The following is a 17,338-nucleotide window of genomic DNA, read 5'->3' as shown; positions in this document are numbered from 1 at the left end:
CTGTTTTAATGTGTAACCGTTAGTATATATGGCTAATACGGATAGAAATGTAAAAGTGGTGGATAGAAAGTTGAAAGTGACGGATAAAAATGCGAATGTGTTGGATAGAAACTAAAATGTGACGGATAGAATGAGCTATATTATATTTCCCCGCATAATTTGTACGGGGAAATGCTCATATAGCGTTAGTTTCCTTTTTTCGAAGGCCATTTATCAGGGACTGGATCGAAACCACCAGGGTGCAGCGGCTGGCATTTTAAAATGCGGATAACCGTCATCATGAAGCCTTTGATCGCACCATGCTTTTCAATGGCCTCAACTCCATAGTGAGAACAAGTAGGATGAAAGCGACAAGAGGGTGGTTTCATTGGTGATAAATATTTTTGATAAAGTTGAATGAGCCCAATAAATAGTTTTTTCAATTCTTTTCCTGCTCTCCATTTTTGTAGGTACGCACAGGATTTGCATCGACAGTTTGTTTCAAAGAGACATTATTTTTCTTAGCGAGGAAGAAAATAGCGAATGCAAAAATCCCCATAATTGTTACGATAATAATAAGTACGATTGGTAAACTCATCATTTCACCTCATTTTATAATAATAGACGAAATCCATTCATTTTGGTCTTATTTACTCTCGGTAAAAGTAGGGTCATGCGAAAATACAGTAATGGTATTGATAAAATCCGTCCATCTCAAGTGGAAGAACTTACTCTATTTTACAATAAAAATTTACAGAAGTTTTGGCTAAACATTGAATTTTGAATGTTTGAATTTTAATTAGAAAGGAAATAATGAATAAGAAATGATAATGTCGACAAATTGTCACAACTAAATGTATGTGAGAAGGGTATTATATGGGTAAATGATGCGATTTAGTGGGAACTTAATCCAATCATTTAGTATGAAAAAAAAGATGGAGTGATTAAAATGACGAAAACACAATTAAATTCCGAATTAAATGAATTAGTAGCAACTTGGTCTGTCCTTTACACAAAATTACATAACTATCATTGGTATGTAACGGGACCATCATTTTTTACATTACACGAAAAATTTGAAGAGCTTTATAATGAAGTCACATTAAACTTAGATGAAGTCGCAGAACGTATTTTATCTAAAGGTGGCAAGCCAGTAGCGACATTAAAAGAGCATTTAAACATATCACTTATACAGGAAGTGGCTAGGGAAGAATCACCAGAAGAAATGGTAAAAACGACGATAGCCGATTTCCAAATCATTATGGAAGCATTGAAAAAAACGATGGCGACAGCAGCTGAAGAAGGTGATGATCGTACTGAAGATTTATTGAATGCAAATTATCAAAGCCTAGAAAAGCATGCGTGGATGTTGAATGCGTTTTTAGGGAAATAAATAAATCTCAACGAAGAAATGACATTTGACATCGCGTCCAAATGTCATTTTTAATTCGTTAAAAAAGTAAAATTATGCATAATCACTCCTAAAATAGCACAGTTTAGGAGTGGAGGTGCTATTGATGCAAAAACAAAAAATTTATATATCAGTCTCTCATTTAACTTGTAATTTTTACCCGGGATCTTCTTATGAATTTATATTACAAATGGAACCGGTAAAGGCACGTGTTTTCGCAAAGCTCTTTAATCAGATCCAACATTTAGAGGCATCCAATGCTTTTCGGGCGTATTTACCTTGTATACCGTATCATATGGACAAAGCCAATCATGATATAGATCGACGTCTTCAAAAAGTTTATGCCTTAATCCATGAATTTGGTGATAATGAGGCGAAGAAATTTGTTGAACAGCTACCTTATTTTCAGCGTGCAGCCACATTGTAAGTTGAATGTATGCCATTCGTTCGCTACACTACTAATGAATAGGAGATGAGCGCAACGATGTTTACATTTACTGATGAAAATGGATTTCAAGTAGATTTAAGATTTGATGAAGGACCGTTTGAGGTGGAACCAAAGCATGTTTTAGTGCTTGTGCAGTATGAAGGGAAATGGCTGTGTACAATTCATCATCGCCGTGGCATCGAATTTCCAGGTGGCAAGCAAGAACCGAATGAAACTTTGATAGAGGCAGCTGTTCGGGAAGTGTATGAAGAAGCAACTGTACATATTGAAGATGTGAAATGGTTTGCTTATTATATTGTGCATGAAGAAATTCCGTTTTGTAAGGCGGTATTTACAGCAAGAGTAAAATCAATTGAACCTTTTGTTGGCGATTATGAAACGGAAGGCATGCTATGGCTTACGGAAGAAGAGCTTTGGCAACAACCGAATTTGAGCTTTTATATGCGCGATGCGGGAATGAAGAAGATGTTACAGGAAGTGAAAAATCATGAAAGACAATGGTGAAATTGTTACCATGCGCAACTACCCTTCACCGAATCCAGCTATCCGGTTAGATGAAGTTACATATTGGTCACAAGGGTTACGGGTAAAAGGATTGCTTGCACGTCCGAAACAGCAAGGAGATTATGAAGGCTTACTCTATTTACGTGGGGGCTTACAATCCATTGGTATGGTTCGTCCTGCGCGTATTGCACAATTTGCAGCACAAGGTTTTGTCGTGTTTGCGCCTTATTACCGTGGAAATCGCGGGGGAGAGGGAAAAGATGAGTTCGCCGGGGAAGATCGTTATGATGCAGTTTTTGGTGTTGATGTGTTAAAGCAATTTATAAAGAAAGATAAAGTTCACTTATACGGATTTTCACGCGGTGGCTTGATGGTATTGTGGACAGCAATTATACGAAATGATATACAGTCCATTGTCACATGGGCGGGTGTGTCTGATGCGACGGCTACTTACGCGGAAAGGGTGGACATGCGCAGAGGGTTAAAACGCATTATTGGTGGCACGCCGAATAAAGTGCCTAAACAGTATGAAAACAGGACGCCCCTCTATGAAATCGAGCAAGTTCAAGCGCCCGTATTGATTATTCATGGTACAGAAGATGCGCATGTAGGCATTGAGCATGCGTATCAATTAGAGAAGTATTTAAAGGTTGAAGGAAAGCATGTGGAAACGTGGTTTTCAAGCGGCTACAAGCATCATTATCCACCAAAGTTTAATCGGGAAACCGTTCAAAAACTTTGTCAATGGATGAAATCGCATAATTGATTGTAGTCGTAAATGAAAAGAAGGCTAACCTGCAAGTAAATTACTTACGAGTTAGCCTTTTTTCTATGATATAAAATATATGGTGAAGTTAAAAGTTTAACGTTATGTCGTTCGTTAGGGGCTAAGCGATTAAGCTAATGGGCCACCTTTTTTCACGATTGCTTCATCGACATTAGCAAATTTCGTGAAATTGTTTTTGAATAAACCAGCAAGTTCAGCTGCCTTTTTATCATAAGCGGCTTTATCTGCCCATGCATCACGAGGGTTTAATACTTCAGTTGGAACACCTTCAATAGCTACTGGAATGTTTAATCCGAATACTGCGTCTTGAATTGTTTCAACGTCGTTTAATTTGCCTTCGATTGCTGCGCGTACCATTGCACGTGTATAAGAAAGCTTCATACGGCTACCTACACCGTATTCGCCACCAGTCCAACCAGTGTTAACTAAAAATACTTGTGAACCGTGCTCGTCAATTTTCTTACCTAATTGATCTGCATAAACTGTCGCAGGAAGTGGTAAGAATGGAGAACCGAAACATGTTGAGAATACTGGTTCTGGCTCAGTAACGCCGCGCTCTGTACCTGCTAATTTAGAAGTGAAACCACTTAAGAAATGATACATTGCTTGCTCTTTTGTTAATTTAGAAACTGGAGGTAACACACCGAATGCATCCGCAGTTAAAAATACGATTGTTTTAGGGTGACCTGCTACAGATGGTAATACAATATTGTCGATATAATCGATCGGATATGCAACACGTGTGTTTTCAGTTAATGAAACATCATCGTAGTCACATACGCGTGTTTCTGGATCTACTACTACGTTTTCTAAAACTGAACCGAATTTAATTGCATTGTAAATTTCAGGCTCTTTTTCAGCTGAAAGATTGATTGTTTTTGCATAGCAACCACCTTCAATATTGAACACACCATTATCAGACCAACCATGCTCATCATCACCGATTAATTTACGGTCAGCATCCGCAGATAAAGTTGTTTTACCCGTACCAGATAAACCGAAGAATAAAGCGACGTCGCCTTCTTCACCAACGTTTGCAGAGCAGTGCATTGGGAATATTCCTTGTTCAGGTAGTAAGTAGTTCATAATACCAAAGATTGATTTTTTCATTTCGCCAGCGTATTCTGTACCACCGATTAAAATGATTTTCTTTTCAAGTGATGTAATGATAAATGTTTCTGAATCTGTGCCATCAACAGCAGGATCTGCTTTGAAGTTTGGTGCAGATACGATTGTAAAATCTGTAGCATGTGAAGCTAAATCTTCTGCAGTTGGACGGATGAATAATTGATGACAGAAAAGGTTGTGCCAAGCATATTCGTTAATTACTTTAATTGATAATTGAGATGCTTTATCGGCACCTGCAAAACCATTAAATACGAATAATTCATCGCGTTCTTTTAAGTAATTAATAACTTTAATATAAAGATTGTCGAAAACTTCAGATGAAATTGGACGATTCACTTTACCCCAGTCAATTTTTTCTTTAGAGCCATCTTCTTCAACTGTATATTTATCTTTAGGAGAGCGTCCTGTATATTTACCTGTTTCAGCGCGTAATGCACCATCAACTGTTAATGTTGCTTCACCACGTGATGTCGCTTTTTCAACTAATTGTGGTACTGATAATTGATTGTTAATATTTTCCCCGTTTAAAAGTTCTTTCAGCTCGTTAGCAATTTCTACCGAATTCATCGATTAAATACCATCCTTTTTTCATAGTATTCCCTTGTGGAGGGGAGTGGTTTGTTAATTCAAAAATAGTATAACACATTGCCTCCAATTATCTATACTAATTAGAGAAAAATTTTTTTCATATTTAGGAAAGTTTTAAAAATAAGACAAAATTAATTGACGTTAAAACGTTTTTAACGTAAGATGTTTAATTGAACGGATACTCTTATCCCGAGCTGGTGGAGGGTCAGGCCCTATGAAACCCGGCAACCTGCAATACGTGTCATAACGTAACGTGTTGGTGCCAACCTGATGCAAGGGGAATTTCCCTTGAACGATAAGAGTGAAAGGTAACGAAACATATTCCCCCTTTCCTCACGCGTGGTAAGCGCAACTATGTGAGTGAAGGGGTTTTTTTATTTTGGTGTTCTTTATAGGGTCAATAAGGGATGAAATAATTCCTGTGAATCGTAAAGAGGCAAAATGTGATTTTACAAATGAATTCTAATTTTAATCATAAATAAATAACCTTTCAAAACCCTCGTGTTAAAGCAGTGAAGCTTGGCGTTTATAATTAGCTTGTTTTTAGCGGAAGTCCCCCATCTTCATAAGTGGGGATGAAAGTAAAAACAAAATTTGAATTATAACCGGACATGGGTAACGAGTACCGTATCAATTTAGCAAAGTGACCTAGGAGGAAATGAAATGAAAAATCGTCGACTGTTTACATCAGAAAGTGTAACAGAAGGGCATCCAGATAAAATTTGCGATCAAATTTCAGATGCCATTTTAGATGCTATTTTAGCAGAAGATCCGAATGCACGTGTAGCTTGTGAAACTACGGTAACAACAGGCTTAGTATTAGTTTCTGGAGAAATTACAACGTCAACATATGTAGATATGAAGGGAATTATCCGTGATACAGTAGCAGGTATCGGTTATACGCGCGGTAAATACGGCTTTGACGCAGAAAACTTGGCGGTTCTTGTAGCTGTTGGTGAACAATCACCTGACATCGCGCAAGGTGTTGACCAAGCATTAGAAGCACGTGAAGGCTCGATGACAGATGAAGAGTTAGAAGCAATTGGCGCGGGTGACCAAGGTTTAATGTTTGGTTATGCATGTAACGAAACACCAGAGCTTATGCCGTTACCAATTTCATTAGCACATAAATTAGCACGTCGTTTAGCAGAAGTTCGTAAATCAGGCGAGCTTGCGTATTTACGTCCAGATGGTAAAACACAAGTAACGATTGAGTATGATGAAAACGATCAACCAGTGCGTGTTGATACAATTGTTATTTCAACACAACATGATGAAGAAGCAACATTAGAGCAAATTCAAGCAGATATGAAAGCATATGTGATTCAACCAATCGTACCGGCTGAATTATTAGATGAAGCGACGAAATACTTCATCAACCCAACAGGTCGTTTCGTTATTGGTGGACCTAAAGGTGATGCAGGTTTAACAGGTCGTAAAATTATCGTTGATACGTACGGCGGTTATGCACGTCACGGTGGTGGAGCATTCTCTGGTAAGGATGCAACAAAAGTTGACCGTTCAGCAGCATATGCAGCACGTTACGTTGCAAAAAATATTGTAGCAGCAGGACTTGCGGATCGTGCAGAAGTACAACTGGCATACGCAATTGGCGTTGCACAACCTGTATCAATTGCTGTCGATACATTCGGTACAGGAAAAGTGGAAGAAAGCCAAATGGTGGAGTGGGTACGTGAATTATTCGACCTACGCCCAGCAGGCATTATTAAAATGCTTGATCTACGTCGTCCAATTTATAAACAAACAGCAGCATACGGTCACTTCGGTCGTACAGATCTAGATGTTTCTTGGGAAAAGACAGATAAAGCAGCAGCATTACAGGAAAAAGCAGGTTTATAATTAAGATAGAATGTTAATCGTAAAATAGCTAAAGTTTGAAAGTGCCGAAACGCTGATGTAATCATTGTTTTGGCACTTTTTTACTTTTCGGCAAAATATTAAATGCATGTATTTTGGGCACAAAAAAGAAATGAGCCATTGTTGCACTCATTTCTTTCTGTACCTTCGTATCTGATCACATACATCCGCGTGATTTCTGTTCTATTGCATCTTCAACTTTGGATAATCCGTAATCGTACCAAAATCCCAAATATCAGTATCCCAACCAATGTAGATTGTTACTTCTGTTCCTTCTTTCATTTCGACAGTTGTGTGGGGGGTTCCTTTTCCAGTATCATCTGATTGTCCTGTTGTATCACTGTCGTAATAGCTGCTAGTTATGCTTCCACCAAAATAAACCAGCCCGACCAAGCCGCCTACATTATTACCAGTTCCCTCTACACTGCCTGTCGCGTAGCTATTTTTTATGCTTCCATAACCACGAACCAATCCGACCAATCCGCCTACATCGGAATTTCCCTTCACACTGCCAGTCGCGTAGCTATTTTCTATGCTTACATCACCATATCCGACCAATCCGCCTACATCGGAATTTCCCTTCACACTACCTGTCGCGTAGCTATTTTTTATGCTTCCATCACTAATTCCGACCAATCCGCCTACATCATTACGAGTTCCCTCTACACTTCCAGTTGCGTAGCTATTTTCTATGCTTCCAATGCTCCCCCCGGCCAATCCGCCTACTTGCCACTCTCCAATCACACTGCCAGTCGCGTAGCTATTTTCTATGCTTCCATCACTAATTCCGACCAATCCGCCTACTTGCCACACTCCAATCACATTGCCTGTCGCGTAGCTATTTGTTATGCTTCCACCATATACAATTCCGACCAAGCCGCCTACTCGGGAAATTCCCTCCACACTGCCAGTCGCGTAGCTATTTGTTATGCTTCCACCACCATATCCGACCAAGCCGCCTACATCGTCAGTTCCCTCTACACTGCCTGTCGCGTAACTATTTGTTATGCTTCCACCATCACTAATTCCGACCAATCCGCCTACTTGAGAAATTCCCTCCACACTGCCAGTCGCGTAGCTATTTGTTATGCTTCCACCACCATATCCGACCAAGCCGCCTACATAATTCCTTCCCTCTACATCCACATCCTCCAAGTGAACATTTTGCAATTCTCCTTTCAGCTCACTAAAGAATCCAACTTTATCATTACTCGGTTGATCAATCATTACATGACTGATTTTATTCCCGTCTCCATCAAAATGCCCATTAAAGACAAATGGTATCCAACTTTCACTTGTCATATTAATATCGGCAGTCTGTTTGAAGTAAACATCAGGTCCATCAAAGGATTCCATCGCTTGTAATTTGGCGACAGAATCGATTAAATATGGATTTGCGGCACTTCCATCTTCAAATATGCTATTTACAGTAATCGGTTGGCGAGCTGTTTCCCCATTTACGGTAATAAGTACTTCCGTATCTGCCGTTGTTAACACGGCCCCATCGATTGGGTTTGTAGTGATTCCGTTTGATTGGAAATCCACCAACGCTACATCTTCGGTCGTTCCATCTAATCTTTGCAACGACACGACTAAACCTCTTATATCTAACAACTCTCCTTCAACATATGTTACGTTTCGAGGTGAACTTATTACTGTTATAGCTGTCACGGGATTCGATGTAACAGGTGCTGGGTTTACCGTAATCGGTTGACTCACTGTTCGTCCCTCGACCGTAATAATTACCGCTGTATCCGCTGTTGTTAACGGTGTACCATGAGTTGGGTTAACCATAATTCCTTTTGATGCAAATGCCCCAAAACCGACCTCTTCTTCTGTCCCGTTCGATTTGTGTAACGTGACGACTAAATCTTCTAAATCTAGTGAATCCCCTTCAAAGTATGTTTCTTTTGGTGGTGTTTTTACCGTTACCGAAACCGTACTAGGCGGAGATGGAATCGGTGGTGGAGTTGGTGCTGGCGATGATGGCGCTGGCTCCCACCCTGAATCCGATGAAACGGTTTCATTCAATTTCTTTGCGACCCATTCATTTCTGTCCTTATTAAATGTGAATTCATACTCGACATTGCGAATCTTTACTTTAAACGGCTCTTTCGGAATGTCCTCTTCTGACACAAAGGTGATTTTGACAACATCCCCGTCCTTATACATCCGCGTAATGACACCTGTTGTCACCACTTCAATTCCCGTATCGGTTGAAAACATTTCTGCCAAACCTTCTACTGACACCGTAAATGTTAAATTCGGTGTTGGTTTTCGCTCGGTTATAGGAGGCTGTTCTACAATCGGTTCCTCTTCCACTTCTTCGTTTTCCAGTGATTGAACAACTTCCTCTGCGCGCACGACAAAGACTGCCAATTGTCCGCGTGTCACATGCGAGGTTCCATCAAACTCAGTCGCCGTTTGCCCTGTTGTAATGCCATTTGTGTAAAGCGCTAAAATATAATCCGCATAATCTTTATGCACATCTGTTAATGGCATTGTTGCCCCTTTTGGTGACAGTAAATGAAAAGCTTCCACCAAAATTTTCGCTAAATGATTGCGCTGAAGTGGTTCGTTCGCGCGGAATGTTTGATCCTCGTAGCCATTAATAATGCCGGCTTGTGCTAAAGCAGCAATCGCCCCGTAATAAGCATTGCTCGGTGGGACATCGGTAAAGCCTGGATTTACTACATTTTGCGTATCTAGCCCCAATATCCCAGCCATAATTTTCGCCAATTGTCCGCGCGTAATCGCTGCATTTGGCTTAAATGTTTGATCACCAAATCCTGCCACGATCCCGCGTGCAGCTAATTCATGCACCGCGTCATAGTAATACGCGGACTCGGGAACATCTGAAAAGGTGGTTGCTTGTGCGGATACAGGCGCAACCAATGGAACAGAACTGACCGCTAATGTGACACCTACTGTTGCTTTTAAGAATTTTTTATGATTCCTCATTATGATTCTCCTTTCTTTTTAATTGTTTAGATGATTGAATATTTAGTCATCTTATCCATTTTAAATCGCAAAGGTTAAAACTGGGTTAAAAAATGGGTTTTTTAAAAAATAAGTAGAAAGTACTGATTTAAATCGAATCTTAAGTTTGAGAATTGCGTATTTTAGCTGGGCTCTTCACTAAAATATATGCTTGACTATATAAAGTAGAGTAGACAATTGATTGCGATTGTCCGTCTAATTTGGAATTTCTCCGTCTATTTCGAGTTTTGTCCGTCTAATATCGAATTTACCCGTTTCCCTATAAATACTGGGATCAAGACATAGAGTAGATGTTCTATTGCACAAGAACAGATTTTGGTGTTGACCCTTTATCTGTAAAAAAATCTAAGCTGCTGGATGGCATGTCATATTGTAGAGGGAAATTATAAGGAGTTAAACGTGAAAGTAGGACAAGGCAAAATTACCCCTAGTTGTTATTCATAATACGAACGAACAACAACTAGGGGTTTTTTAAATATGCTTAATTACTCCTGCAGCGATTTATAATACTGACCTTTTTCGACATATTCGCGAATAATGCGATCCATATCTTCGCGGTCCTCTGCCGTTACTTCACGCACGACTTTCGCAGGACTTCCCATTGCTAGCATGTTTGGTGGAATGACCTTTCCTGGTGGCACGAGACTACCAGCGCCGATAAATGCCCCTTCACCAATTTCAGCACCATCTAAAATAATGGAACCCATGCCGATTAAAGCACGTTTACGAATGGTGCAACTATGTAATGTTACTTGATGTCCAACTGTCACCTCATCTTCTATAATGAGTGGGAAAGCGGGGCTTTGATGCAAGCATGATAAATCTTGAATGCTCACGCGCTCACCGATGATTGTTTTGTTAACATCGCCGCGGATGACCGTATTAAACCAAATCGATGTTTGTGCACCAATTGTGACATCACCTGTAATTGTTGCGTAATCTGCAATGAAAGCAGAAGGATCAATAACAGGGTGTTTATCTTTGTAAGGGTAAATCATTTCGAAACGCCTCTTTTCATTTTAAGTAAGAATACTACTACCGCTATCGTATCAAAGGATTGGAAATTTTCAAATATCATTTCATTTTTAAAAAGATACCTTATAATAAGATAAGTTCAATTCAGTTTAGTATTTAGGAGGTTAGACCATGTGGAAATGGGAGGCTGAAGGGCAACCGAAAGCTGTGATAGCGATACTTCATAGTGCATACGAGCATCATCACTGGTACGCATGGTTAATCGAAAAATTTCGAAGCGCCGGTTTTCATGTCGTAATGGGCGATTTGCCTGGACATGGCAAACAGGATCAATATTTAAGATATCATAATGAAGATTTTAAAAGTTATTTAAACTATACAAAATTATTATTAAATGTAGCACTTGAATATAATTTACCTCTATTTGTAATTGGTAATGGTCTAGGTGGCGCAATTGCCTTAAAAGCGTTACAACAATATAAAATTGAATGTGCGGGTTTAGTCATTACATCCCCATGGATTAATTTAAAACTAACCCCAGGGAAGATGCCAAATGCCTTAACAAGCTTTAGTGCCATTACATCAAATATAAAGTTAACTCATGAGCTGACATTGTATCAATTTTCGAGAAATACAGATGTTTTACTTGAGTTAAAAGAACATTTACCTTTGAAAAATGTTGTTACAGTAAAGTGGTATCGTGATTGGAAAAACTTAACGAGAGATTTGCGTGATCCGGAATTTAAACTCCCAAATATCCCATTACTACTCATGAATGGTGAAAAAGATAGAGTTGCAGATAGTTCGGCATCCAAAAGATGGTTAGCAAATCAAAGTTTGTCCGAATATCATTATAAAGAATGGAATGATTGTCACCATAGTCTTTATTTTGAAGTAGAGCGTGAAGAAGTATTCCGATTTACAGTAGACTTTATAAATAATGTACTGCGAGATTTAGGATATATAATAGAATAATGGAATGCCTAACAAAATATTTTGTTAGGTTTTTTTAATAATCGCGAAAAACATATCGAATATTTTGAAAACTTGTAATATACTAAAAATATAAATAATACAATGTTTACCAAAGGGGTGACTAAATGGGATTTGTTAATGATTTTGTAGGCTGGGCTAATAATATTCTTTGGGGTCCAGTAATGATTTACGGTATTTTAGTTGTAGGTTTACTTTTCTCAATTTTGACAAAGTTTGCCCAAATTCGATTAATTAAAGATATGTTTGTGTTAATGTTCACAGGTGAAAAGTCGGATGCTGGTGTCTCCTCTTTCCAAGCAATGTCGATTGCATTGTCGGGTCGTGTAGGGACGGGGAATATCATTGGTACGGCATCAGCAATTGCTTTTGGTGGTCCTGGTGCAATATTTTGGATGTGGGTAACTGCATTCATTGGTGCGTCAACAGCTTATATGGAATCAACATTGGCTCAAATTTATAAAGAAAAGAAAAATGGACAGTATCGTGGTGGTCCGGCTTTCTACATTGAAAAAGCGACAGGTATTCGTATTTTAGGAGTTATTTTCGCAATTTCTGCTATTCTTTCTGTAGCGGTGCTAATGCCAGGTGTACAAGCGAATGCGATTTCCGTAGCGGTGGATAATGCATTTGGGATTGCGCCGTGGGTTACTGGACTTGTAACAATCATATTATTAGGAATTATTATTTTTGGTGGAATTAAGCGTATTGCGAACGTAGCTCAAATATTAGTGCCATTTATGGCTTTAGGATACTTAATTGTAGCTGGAATTGTTATTGTTATGAATATTACTGAAGTACCTGCCATCTTCTCGTTAATTTTCCGTAGCGCATTTAGTTCAGATGCGGTATTTGGCGGGATGATTGGTAGTGCGATTTTCTGGGGTGTAAAACGTGCGATTTATTCTAACGAAGCAGGTCAAGGTACAGGGGCTCACCCAGCTGCTGCGGCTGAAGTTTCACACCCGGCAAAACAAGGTTTAGTGCAAGCTGCATCGGTGTATATTGATACACTTTTAGTATGTTCAGCAACAGCTTTAATGATTTTATTTATGGGTACGTATAATGTCCATGATGGTAGCCAGGACGGCCCGTTAATCGAGGCGAAAATGGATGTTGAAATCACGTATACAGGGTTTACACAAGCTGCAGCGAATGAAGCATTCCCAACGTTAAATAATTTTGGTTCTGGCTTTGTTGCAATTGCACTATTCTTATTTGCCTTTACAACATTGATGGCTTATTACTATGTAGCAGAAACAAATGTCTCCTATTTAGTATCCGGAAGTGCAGAAAAAATTGGTATCTTCCTTATGAAGTTTGTTTTACTAGCATCGGCATTTTATGGAACGGTGAAAGAATCTGATTTAGCGTGGGCATTTGGTGACGTAGGATTAGGTTTGACGGTATGGATAAACGTTATTATGATGCTATTCATTATGAAACCAGCGCTTCTTGCTTTAAGAGATTATGAGCAACAGAAAAAAGAAGGACTAGATCCAGTCTTTGATCCGATAAAACTAGGGATTAAAAATGCGAAGTTCTGGGAAACGTATAAAAAAGAATAAGCATGAAAAATCGCCATTTGGGAATACTTCCAGATGGCGATTTTTTTGGGAGATTAGTATTACTTTGGGACACTGCTTAATAATCAATGGAATTTGCTATTTGAACGAGTATTTCAGGTGTTACCGTATTAGCAACCTTTTTATCAATACTGAACATGTATTGCCAACCATCTCTTTCGAAAATGAACAAATTAAAACCACGAACTAAATTATCTGCATATAGGGCAGTGACTTTATTATTTAACTCAAATGTTTTTGGAATCGGCTTATTACTAAAGTCTATTTTATGCTGTAGTGGGCGAACATCGATTTTGAAATGGTTTTCAGGAAATTGATCACTGATGAATTTTACTTCAAACGTATCGTTCATCTCGCCATCTAAATTACTGAATCGAGCGAATTGATGTGTAAAGCTTATTGGTGGTACTCGGAGTGGTAATTTTAGTTGTTGGTTGAAATGTTGTTCGAATTCTTCTAAGGCTGCATTTACTGATTTGTATCCTATCCCAGTTAGAAATTCCTCATTAGTATTTCCATAACTATGTTCATTATTAAATCCGAAAACTAGAAAGCTTAATAAACCGATAATAAGTATCTTTTTGTTCAATTGCATCATCCTAAAGTTTATTTAAGTTTAGTTTATCCAGTGTCGTTCCAACAATACGGCAACCAAAAAAGCCGAACTAAAAATAGTTCAGCTTCAAAATAATTGGTTATGTTATTGCTTAATAAAGTTAATTTTCCACAGGTAATTCTTTCACCTTTTCCAAAGCGATAACAAACGGTGGGTCATTCTTTTGATTTAAAAATTCGTATTTCAGAACATGTACCGATTTTTGTGGCAGCTCGCTAACAAAACGAATGACTTCATCCCGTTCCTCTTTTCCACCTACATGTCCATGATAGACAACTAATACAATGACACCGCCGATTTTTAATAATGGTAATAAGGTTTTTAGTGCTTGTATTGTCGTATTTGGTTTCGTAATAATGGAATGATCACTACCTGGTAAGTAACCAAGGTTGAAAATGGCACCTGCAACGGGTTTGGCTACATATTTACCAATGTTCTCATGTCCGTCACGCAAAACGACTGCACGGTGTTCTAATGAATTGTCTAGCAAGCGGTGAAGGGTCGCGTTAACGGCTTCTTTTTGTACATCAAAGGCATAAACATAGCCATCATCACCAACTAAGTTTGCTAAAAATAACGTGTCATGCCCATTGCCAGCTGTTGCATCAACTGCGATATCACCTTCTCCAATCGACATTTGAAGTAAATTTTGAGCATATTGTAGGACGCGTTGTAGCTTCATTATTTCGTCACTTCCGCTTGATAAAATTTGCCTTGCCAACTACCTCTACGTTCCAACTCGGCATCAATGCCATTTAAAACTTCCCACTTATTCACAGACCACATCGGGCCAATCATTAAATCAATCGGACCATCTCCTGTAATGCGATGAACAATCATTTCTGGAGGAAGGATTTCAAGCTGGTCGGCAACAAGTTGGATGTAAGCATCCTTGTCCATAAATTCAAGCATCCCTTTTTCGTATTGCTTTACTAGTGGCGTGCCTTTTAAAAGGTGGAGTAAATGAATTTTAATTCCTTGTACATCCAATTTCGCTACTTCACGAGTCGTTTCCATCATCATGTCGTAATCTTCGAGCGGTAAGCCGTTAATAATATGTGTGACAACACGAATGCCATGTTTTCGCAGCTTGTTAACACCTTCAACATACATTTCATAATCATGCGCACGGTTAATTAAATTCGCTGTTTTTTCGTGCACAGTTTGTAAACCTAGTTCCACCCAAAGATACGTACGTTCATTTAATTCTGCTAAATATTCAACAACATCATCTGGTAAGCAGTCAGGGCGGGTTGCAATACTAAGCCCCATAACCCCTTCACAAGCAAGTGCTGCCTCGAACTTTTCCTTTAAAACAGGAAGCGGTGCATGGGTATTTGTGTACGCTTGGAAATAAGCCATCGTTAACCCGTCTTTCCATTTGCTCTCCATTTTCGATTTGATTTTTTCGAATTGCACAGAAATCGGATCTACTTTATCTCCAGCAAAATCGCCTGAGCCAGCTGCCGAACAAAATGTACAACCTCCAAAAGCAACCGTACCATCGCGGTTAGGACAATCGAACCCAGCATCCAATGCCACTTTATAAACTTTCTTACCAAATTCATTTCGTAAATAACGGTTCCATGTATAATAGCGCTTTCCGTCAGATGGGAAAGGGAAATTTATTTCAGTCATTAATGTATTCACTCCTCTAACGTTTTATTTTAACATGTAGGGATTTTGAAGTCATGTTTTCTGAATATTGAACAGTCATAAAAAGATGTTAATAATTACTTTTATTGAATATTCAGAAAAAAGATATTGACGTATTACTACTAAGGTAGTAAGATTTATTTGGAAGGATGAGATATTGATGAATGAGTTAACCGATAAGTTAAAAAAAATAGGATTTACAGAGTATGAGTCTAAAATCTATATAGCTCTATTAGGTATGCCTCCGGTAAATGGAAATGAAATAGCGAATCTATCTAGCGTTCCAGGACCGAAAGTATATGGTAGCCTCCAAAATATGGTGGATAAAGGAGTTGTATCCGTAGTGTATGAAGAAGGTTTCACCAAGCCTAAAGCAAAATATGTAGCGACACCTTATGAACAATTATTGGAGGCGCACTTTATGACAGTTACTCAAGACATAGATCATTTAAAGTCAGAGTTTAAAAAAATTGAAGAGAGTCGCCCAAAATCAATTTTGAAACAAGATTTATATCAAATAGTAGATTACGATTTAACGTTTAAAACAATTAAAGATTTAATTAATACGAGCCAAAAATCAATTTATTTATGCTGTTGGAAAGTACACGAAAAAATAATTCGAGTCGATTTAGAATCGGCTTTTGAAAGAGGGGTTAATATAGTTGTTCTACTATTTGATGAAGATAAAGATCAAACTCAAGCACAATGGCGGCAATTTTTCCATTTACATGCAGATGTTGTAGACGAACGACATAAGCATGAAATTAATATAGTTGTAGATGAAGAGAGCGTTATTATTTCTCAACTTGAGATAGGCAATGTATTTACCGTTGTTTCCGAAAATATTGCGCTCATTAAAACGACGATAAATTACATTCGTCATGACATATATGTGAATCGGGTTTTAACCGATTTTCATGAAGAGGCTAAGGGGAAATATGGGTTGAAGCTTCAAGATTTACTCAATATATAATTTCATAAAACTTAGGGGGTAGTTTGTAATGCGAATTATTGATTTATCAGTACCAATTAAAAATCCATCAGAAGAAGAAATTGCTTTTGAGTATCACCGACAGTTAACAGCGCGGGTTGATTATTTTGATCATCACCAAACAGTACCGCAAATTACACAAGTTTTAGGGTGCGAGGAAAAAGATTTACCAAATGGTTATGGATGGGCAACAGAGAGCGTAACTTTAACAACACATTCGGGTACTCATTTAGATGCTCCATATCATTACTATCCAACAACAGATGGGAAACCCGCAAAAACAATAGATGAATTACCATTAGATTGGTTTATGGGAGATGGAGTAGTTTTTAATTTTTCACATATGAAATCTGGCGAAACAGTTAAAGTAGTAGATTTGGAAAAAGCTTTAGAAGAGATGGCTTATGAAATAAAAGACGGAGATATTGTTTATTTGCGATTTGATGCAGATAAAAAACTGGGAACACCTGAATATTTTACAGAGTTTCCTGGTATGAGTGCTGAGGCAACACATTATTTAATTGATAAAGGTGTAAAAATTATTGGTACAGATGCAATGGGCTTTGATGTACCTTTTGAAAAAATCGCGGAAAATTTTAAAGAAACACAAGATCCTAAAGTTATTTGGGAAGCACATCGAGTAGGTATGCATAAGGAATATTGCCAAATTGAAAAAATGGCTAATTTAGATCAATTGCCTTCACATGGTTTTAAAACACATTGTTTTCCAATTTCAATTTACAAAGCAAGTGCAGGCTGGGTAAGACCAATTGCGATTTTGAATGACTAGGGGGAATT

Annotated in this window: 17 protein-coding genes and 1 riboswitch; of the genes, 9 read left to right on the top strand and 8 right to left on the bottom strand. The window is 38.3% G+C overall.

The window, feature by feature from the left end; translation table 11 throughout:
- Nucleotides 1-185: 185 nt before the first annotated feature.
- Together yidD and MHI10_RS16285 are read right to left on the bottom strand one after the other, a co-directional pair.
- Nucleotides 186-422 (bottom strand): membrane protein insertion efficiency factor YidD, encoded by a 237-nt coding sequence (gene yidD, locus MHI10_RS16290; protein ID WP_340787286.1) that lies wholly within the window; start codon nucleotides 420-422, stop codon nucleotides 186-188.
- On the bottom strand, nucleotides 419-577 hold the full coding sequence (locus MHI10_RS16285; protein ID WP_340787284.1) for a hypothetical protein: 159 nt from the start codon (nucleotides 575-577) through the stop codon (nucleotides 419-421). Before MHI10_RS16285 ends, yidD begins: the two co-directional genes overlap by 4 nt.
- A gap of 351 nt (nucleotides 578-928) precedes the next feature.
- Here MHI10_RS16285 and MHI10_RS16280 point away from each other — a divergent pair, with 351 nt between their 5' ends.
- The 4 genes from MHI10_RS16280 to MHI10_RS16265 all read left to right on the top strand — a co-directional run bounded on the left by MHI10_RS16280 (nucleotide 929) and on the right by MHI10_RS16265 (nucleotide 3,108).
- Nucleotides 929-1,372 carry a Dps family protein gene (locus MHI10_RS16280; RefSeq protein WP_340787283.1) on the top strand — a complete coding sequence of 148 codons (444 nt, stop codon included), beginning with the start codon at nucleotides 929-931 and terminating at the stop codon, nucleotides 1,370-1,372.
- Between the two features lie 124 nt (nucleotides 1,373-1,496).
- Complete coding sequence (locus MHI10_RS16275; RefSeq protein WP_340787282.1) at nucleotides 1,497-1,817, top strand: transposase; 321 nt, start codon at nucleotides 1,497-1,499, stop codon at nucleotides 1,815-1,817.
- 57 nt (nucleotides 1,818-1,874) lie between these two features.
- On the top strand, nucleotides 1,875-2,342 hold the full coding sequence (locus tag MHI10_RS16270; protein WP_340787280.1) for an NUDIX hydrolase: 468 nt from the start codon (nucleotides 1,875-1,877) through the stop codon (nucleotides 2,340-2,342).
- Nucleotides 2,326-3,108, top strand: coding sequence for an alpha/beta hydrolase family protein (locus MHI10_RS16265; protein ID WP_340787279.1), 783 nt, complete (start codon nucleotides 2,326-2,328; stop codon nucleotides 3,106-3,108). The genes MHI10_RS16270 and MHI10_RS16265 overlap by 17 nt, the downstream gene beginning before the upstream one ends.
- 129 nt (nucleotides 3,109-3,237) lie before the next feature.
- Here MHI10_RS16265 and pckA read toward each other — a convergent pair whose 3' ends face one another.
- Nucleotides 3,238-4,824 (bottom strand): phosphoenolpyruvate carboxykinase (ATP), encoded by a 1,587-nt coding sequence (pckA, locus tag MHI10_RS16260; RefSeq protein WP_340787277.1) that lies wholly within the window; start codon nucleotides 4,822-4,824, stop codon nucleotides 3,238-3,240.
- A gap of 202 nt (nucleotides 4,825-5,026) precedes the next feature.
- Nucleotides 5,027-5,147, top strand: a riboswitch (SAM riboswitch).
- Between the two features lie 361 nt (nucleotides 5,148-5,508).
- Here pckA and metK point away from each other — a divergent pair.
- Nucleotides 5,509-6,705 carry a methionine adenosyltransferase gene (gene metK / locus MHI10_RS16255; RefSeq protein ID WP_340787276.1) on the top strand — a complete coding sequence of 399 codons (1,197 nt, stop codon included), beginning with the start codon at nucleotides 5,509-5,511 and terminating at the stop codon, nucleotides 6,703-6,705.
- A 201-nt stretch (nucleotides 6,706-6,906) separates the two neighbouring features.
- On the opposite strand, the gene MHI10_RS16250 is transcribed toward metK, so the two are convergent.
- The gene (locus MHI10_RS16250; RefSeq protein ID WP_340787275.1) at nucleotides 6,907-9,684 is read right to left on the bottom strand and encodes a GLUG motif-containing protein; all 2,778 of its coding nucleotides are present in this window, start codon (nucleotides 9,682-9,684) and stop codon (nucleotides 6,907-6,909) included.
- A 524-nt stretch (nucleotides 9,685-10,208) separates the two neighbouring features.
- Nucleotides 10,209-10,721, bottom strand: coding sequence for a gamma carbonic anhydrase (locus MHI10_RS16245; protein ID WP_340787273.1), 513 nt, complete (start codon nucleotides 10,719-10,721; stop codon nucleotides 10,209-10,211).
- A gap of 148 nt (nucleotides 10,722-10,869) precedes the next feature.
- Between MHI10_RS16245 and MHI10_RS16240 the strand changes: the two genes are divergently transcribed.
- Complete coding sequence (locus MHI10_RS16240) at nucleotides 10,870-11,673, top strand: alpha/beta hydrolase (protein ID WP_340787271.1); 804 nt, start codon at nucleotides 10,870-10,872, stop codon at nucleotides 11,671-11,673.
- A 125-nt stretch (nucleotides 11,674-11,798) separates the two neighbouring features.
- Nucleotides 11,799-13,259 carry an alanine/glycine:cation symporter family protein gene (locus tag MHI10_RS16235; protein WP_340787269.1) on the top strand — a complete coding sequence of 487 codons (1,461 nt, stop codon included), beginning with the start codon at nucleotides 11,799-11,801 and terminating at the stop codon, nucleotides 13,257-13,259.
- Between the two features lie 76 nt (nucleotides 13,260-13,335).
- On the opposite strand, the gene MHI10_RS16230 is transcribed toward MHI10_RS16235, so the two are convergent.
- The 3 genes from MHI10_RS16230 to MHI10_RS16220 form a co-directional block, all read right to left on the bottom strand.
- A complete protein-coding gene (locus MHI10_RS16230) occupies nucleotides 13,336-13,866 on the bottom strand; it encodes a hypothetical protein (RefSeq protein ID WP_340787268.1) in 531 nt (176 codons plus the stop codon).
- A gap of 127 nt (nucleotides 13,867-13,993) precedes the next feature.
- Nucleotides 13,994-14,575, bottom strand: coding sequence for a class I SAM-dependent methyltransferase (locus tag MHI10_RS16225; protein WP_340787266.1), 582 nt, complete (start codon nucleotides 14,573-14,575; stop codon nucleotides 13,994-13,996).
- Nucleotides 14,575-15,531, bottom strand: a complete 957-nt coding sequence (locus MHI10_RS16220) for a TIGR01212 family radical SAM protein (RefSeq protein WP_340787264.1) — start codon at nucleotides 15,529-15,531, stop codon at nucleotides 14,575-14,577. Before MHI10_RS16220 ends, MHI10_RS16225 begins: the two co-directional genes overlap by 1 nt.
- 178 nt (nucleotides 15,532-15,709) lie before the next feature.
- On the opposite strand from MHI10_RS16220, the gene MHI10_RS16215 reads away from it, so the two are divergent.
- Complete coding sequence (locus MHI10_RS16215) at nucleotides 15,710-16,522, top strand: TrmB family transcriptional regulator (protein WP_340789275.1); 813 nt, start codon at nucleotides 15,710-15,712, stop codon at nucleotides 16,520-16,522.
- Between the two features lie 28 nt (nucleotides 16,523-16,550).
- Nucleotides 16,551-17,330: a cyclase family protein gene (locus MHI10_RS16210; protein ID WP_340787262.1), complete on the top strand. Its 780-nt coding sequence runs from the start codon at nucleotides 16,551-16,553 to the stop codon at nucleotides 17,328-17,330.
- Nucleotides 17,331-17,338: the final 8 nt, after the last annotated feature.

Origin of the sequence: Solibacillus sp. FSL K6-1523, assembly GCF_038005225.1 — a bacterium.
Classification (GTDB): domain Bacteria; phylum Bacillota; class Bacilli; order Bacillales_A; family Planococcaceae; genus Solibacillus.
This window is presented reverse-complemented; position numbering and strand designations above follow the sequence as displayed.

Bases quoted from the DNA above. Each gene is read 5' to 3' on its own strand.
- MHI10_RS16225 (WP_340787266.1), bottom strand. From the start codon at position 14,575: ATGAAGCTACAACGCGTCCTACAATATGCTCAAAATTTACTTCAAATG.
- MHI10_RS16280 (WP_340787283.1), top strand. From the start codon at position 929: ATGACGAAAACACAATTAAATTCCGAATTAAATGAATTAGTAGCAACT.
- MHI10_RS16275 (WP_340787282.1), top strand. From the start codon at position 1,497: ATGCAAAAACAAAAAATTTATATATCAGTCTCTCATTTAACTTGTAAT.
- MHI10_RS16215 (WP_340789275.1), top strand. From the start codon at position 15,710: ATGAATGAGTTAACCGATAAGTTAAAAAAAATAGGATTTACAGAGTAT.
- MHI10_RS16270 (WP_340787280.1), top strand. From the start codon at position 1,875: ATGTTTACATTTACTGATGAAAATGGATTTCAAGTAGATTTAAGATTT.
- MHI10_RS16240 (WP_340787271.1), top strand. From the start codon at position 10,870: ATGTGGAAATGGGAGGCTGAAGGGCAACCGAAAGCTGTGATAGCGATA.
- MHI10_RS16265 (WP_340787279.1), top strand. From the start codon at position 2,326: ATGAAAGACAATGGTGAAATTGTTACCATGCGCAACTACCCTTCACCG.
- pckA (WP_340787277.1), bottom strand. From the start codon at position 4,824: ATGAATTCGGTAGAAATTGCTAACGAGCTGAAAGAACTTTTAAACGGG.
- MHI10_RS16285 (WP_340787284.1), bottom strand. From the start codon at position 577: ATGAGTTTACCAATCGTACTTATTATTATCGTAACAATTATGGGGATT.
- MHI10_RS16235 (WP_340787269.1), top strand. From the start codon at position 11,799: ATGGGATTTGTTAATGATTTTGTAGGCTGGGCTAATAATATTCTTTGG.
- MHI10_RS16245 (WP_340787273.1), bottom strand. From the start codon at position 10,721: ATGATTTACCCTTACAAAGATAAACACCCTGTTATTGATCCTTCTGCT.
- MHI10_RS16210 (WP_340787262.1), top strand. From the start codon at position 16,551: ATGCGAATTATTGATTTATCAGTACCAATTAAAAATCCATCAGAAGAA.
- metK (WP_340787276.1), top strand. From the start codon at position 5,509: ATGAAAAATCGTCGACTGTTTACATCAGAAAGTGTAACAGAAGGGCAT.
- MHI10_RS16220 (WP_340787264.1), bottom strand. From the start codon at position 15,531: ATGACTGAAATAAATTTCCCTTTCCCATCTGACGGAAAGCGCTATTAT.
- MHI10_RS16250 (WP_340787275.1), bottom strand. From the start codon at position 9,684: ATGAGGAATCATAAAAAATTCTTAAAAGCAACAGTAGGTGTCACATTA.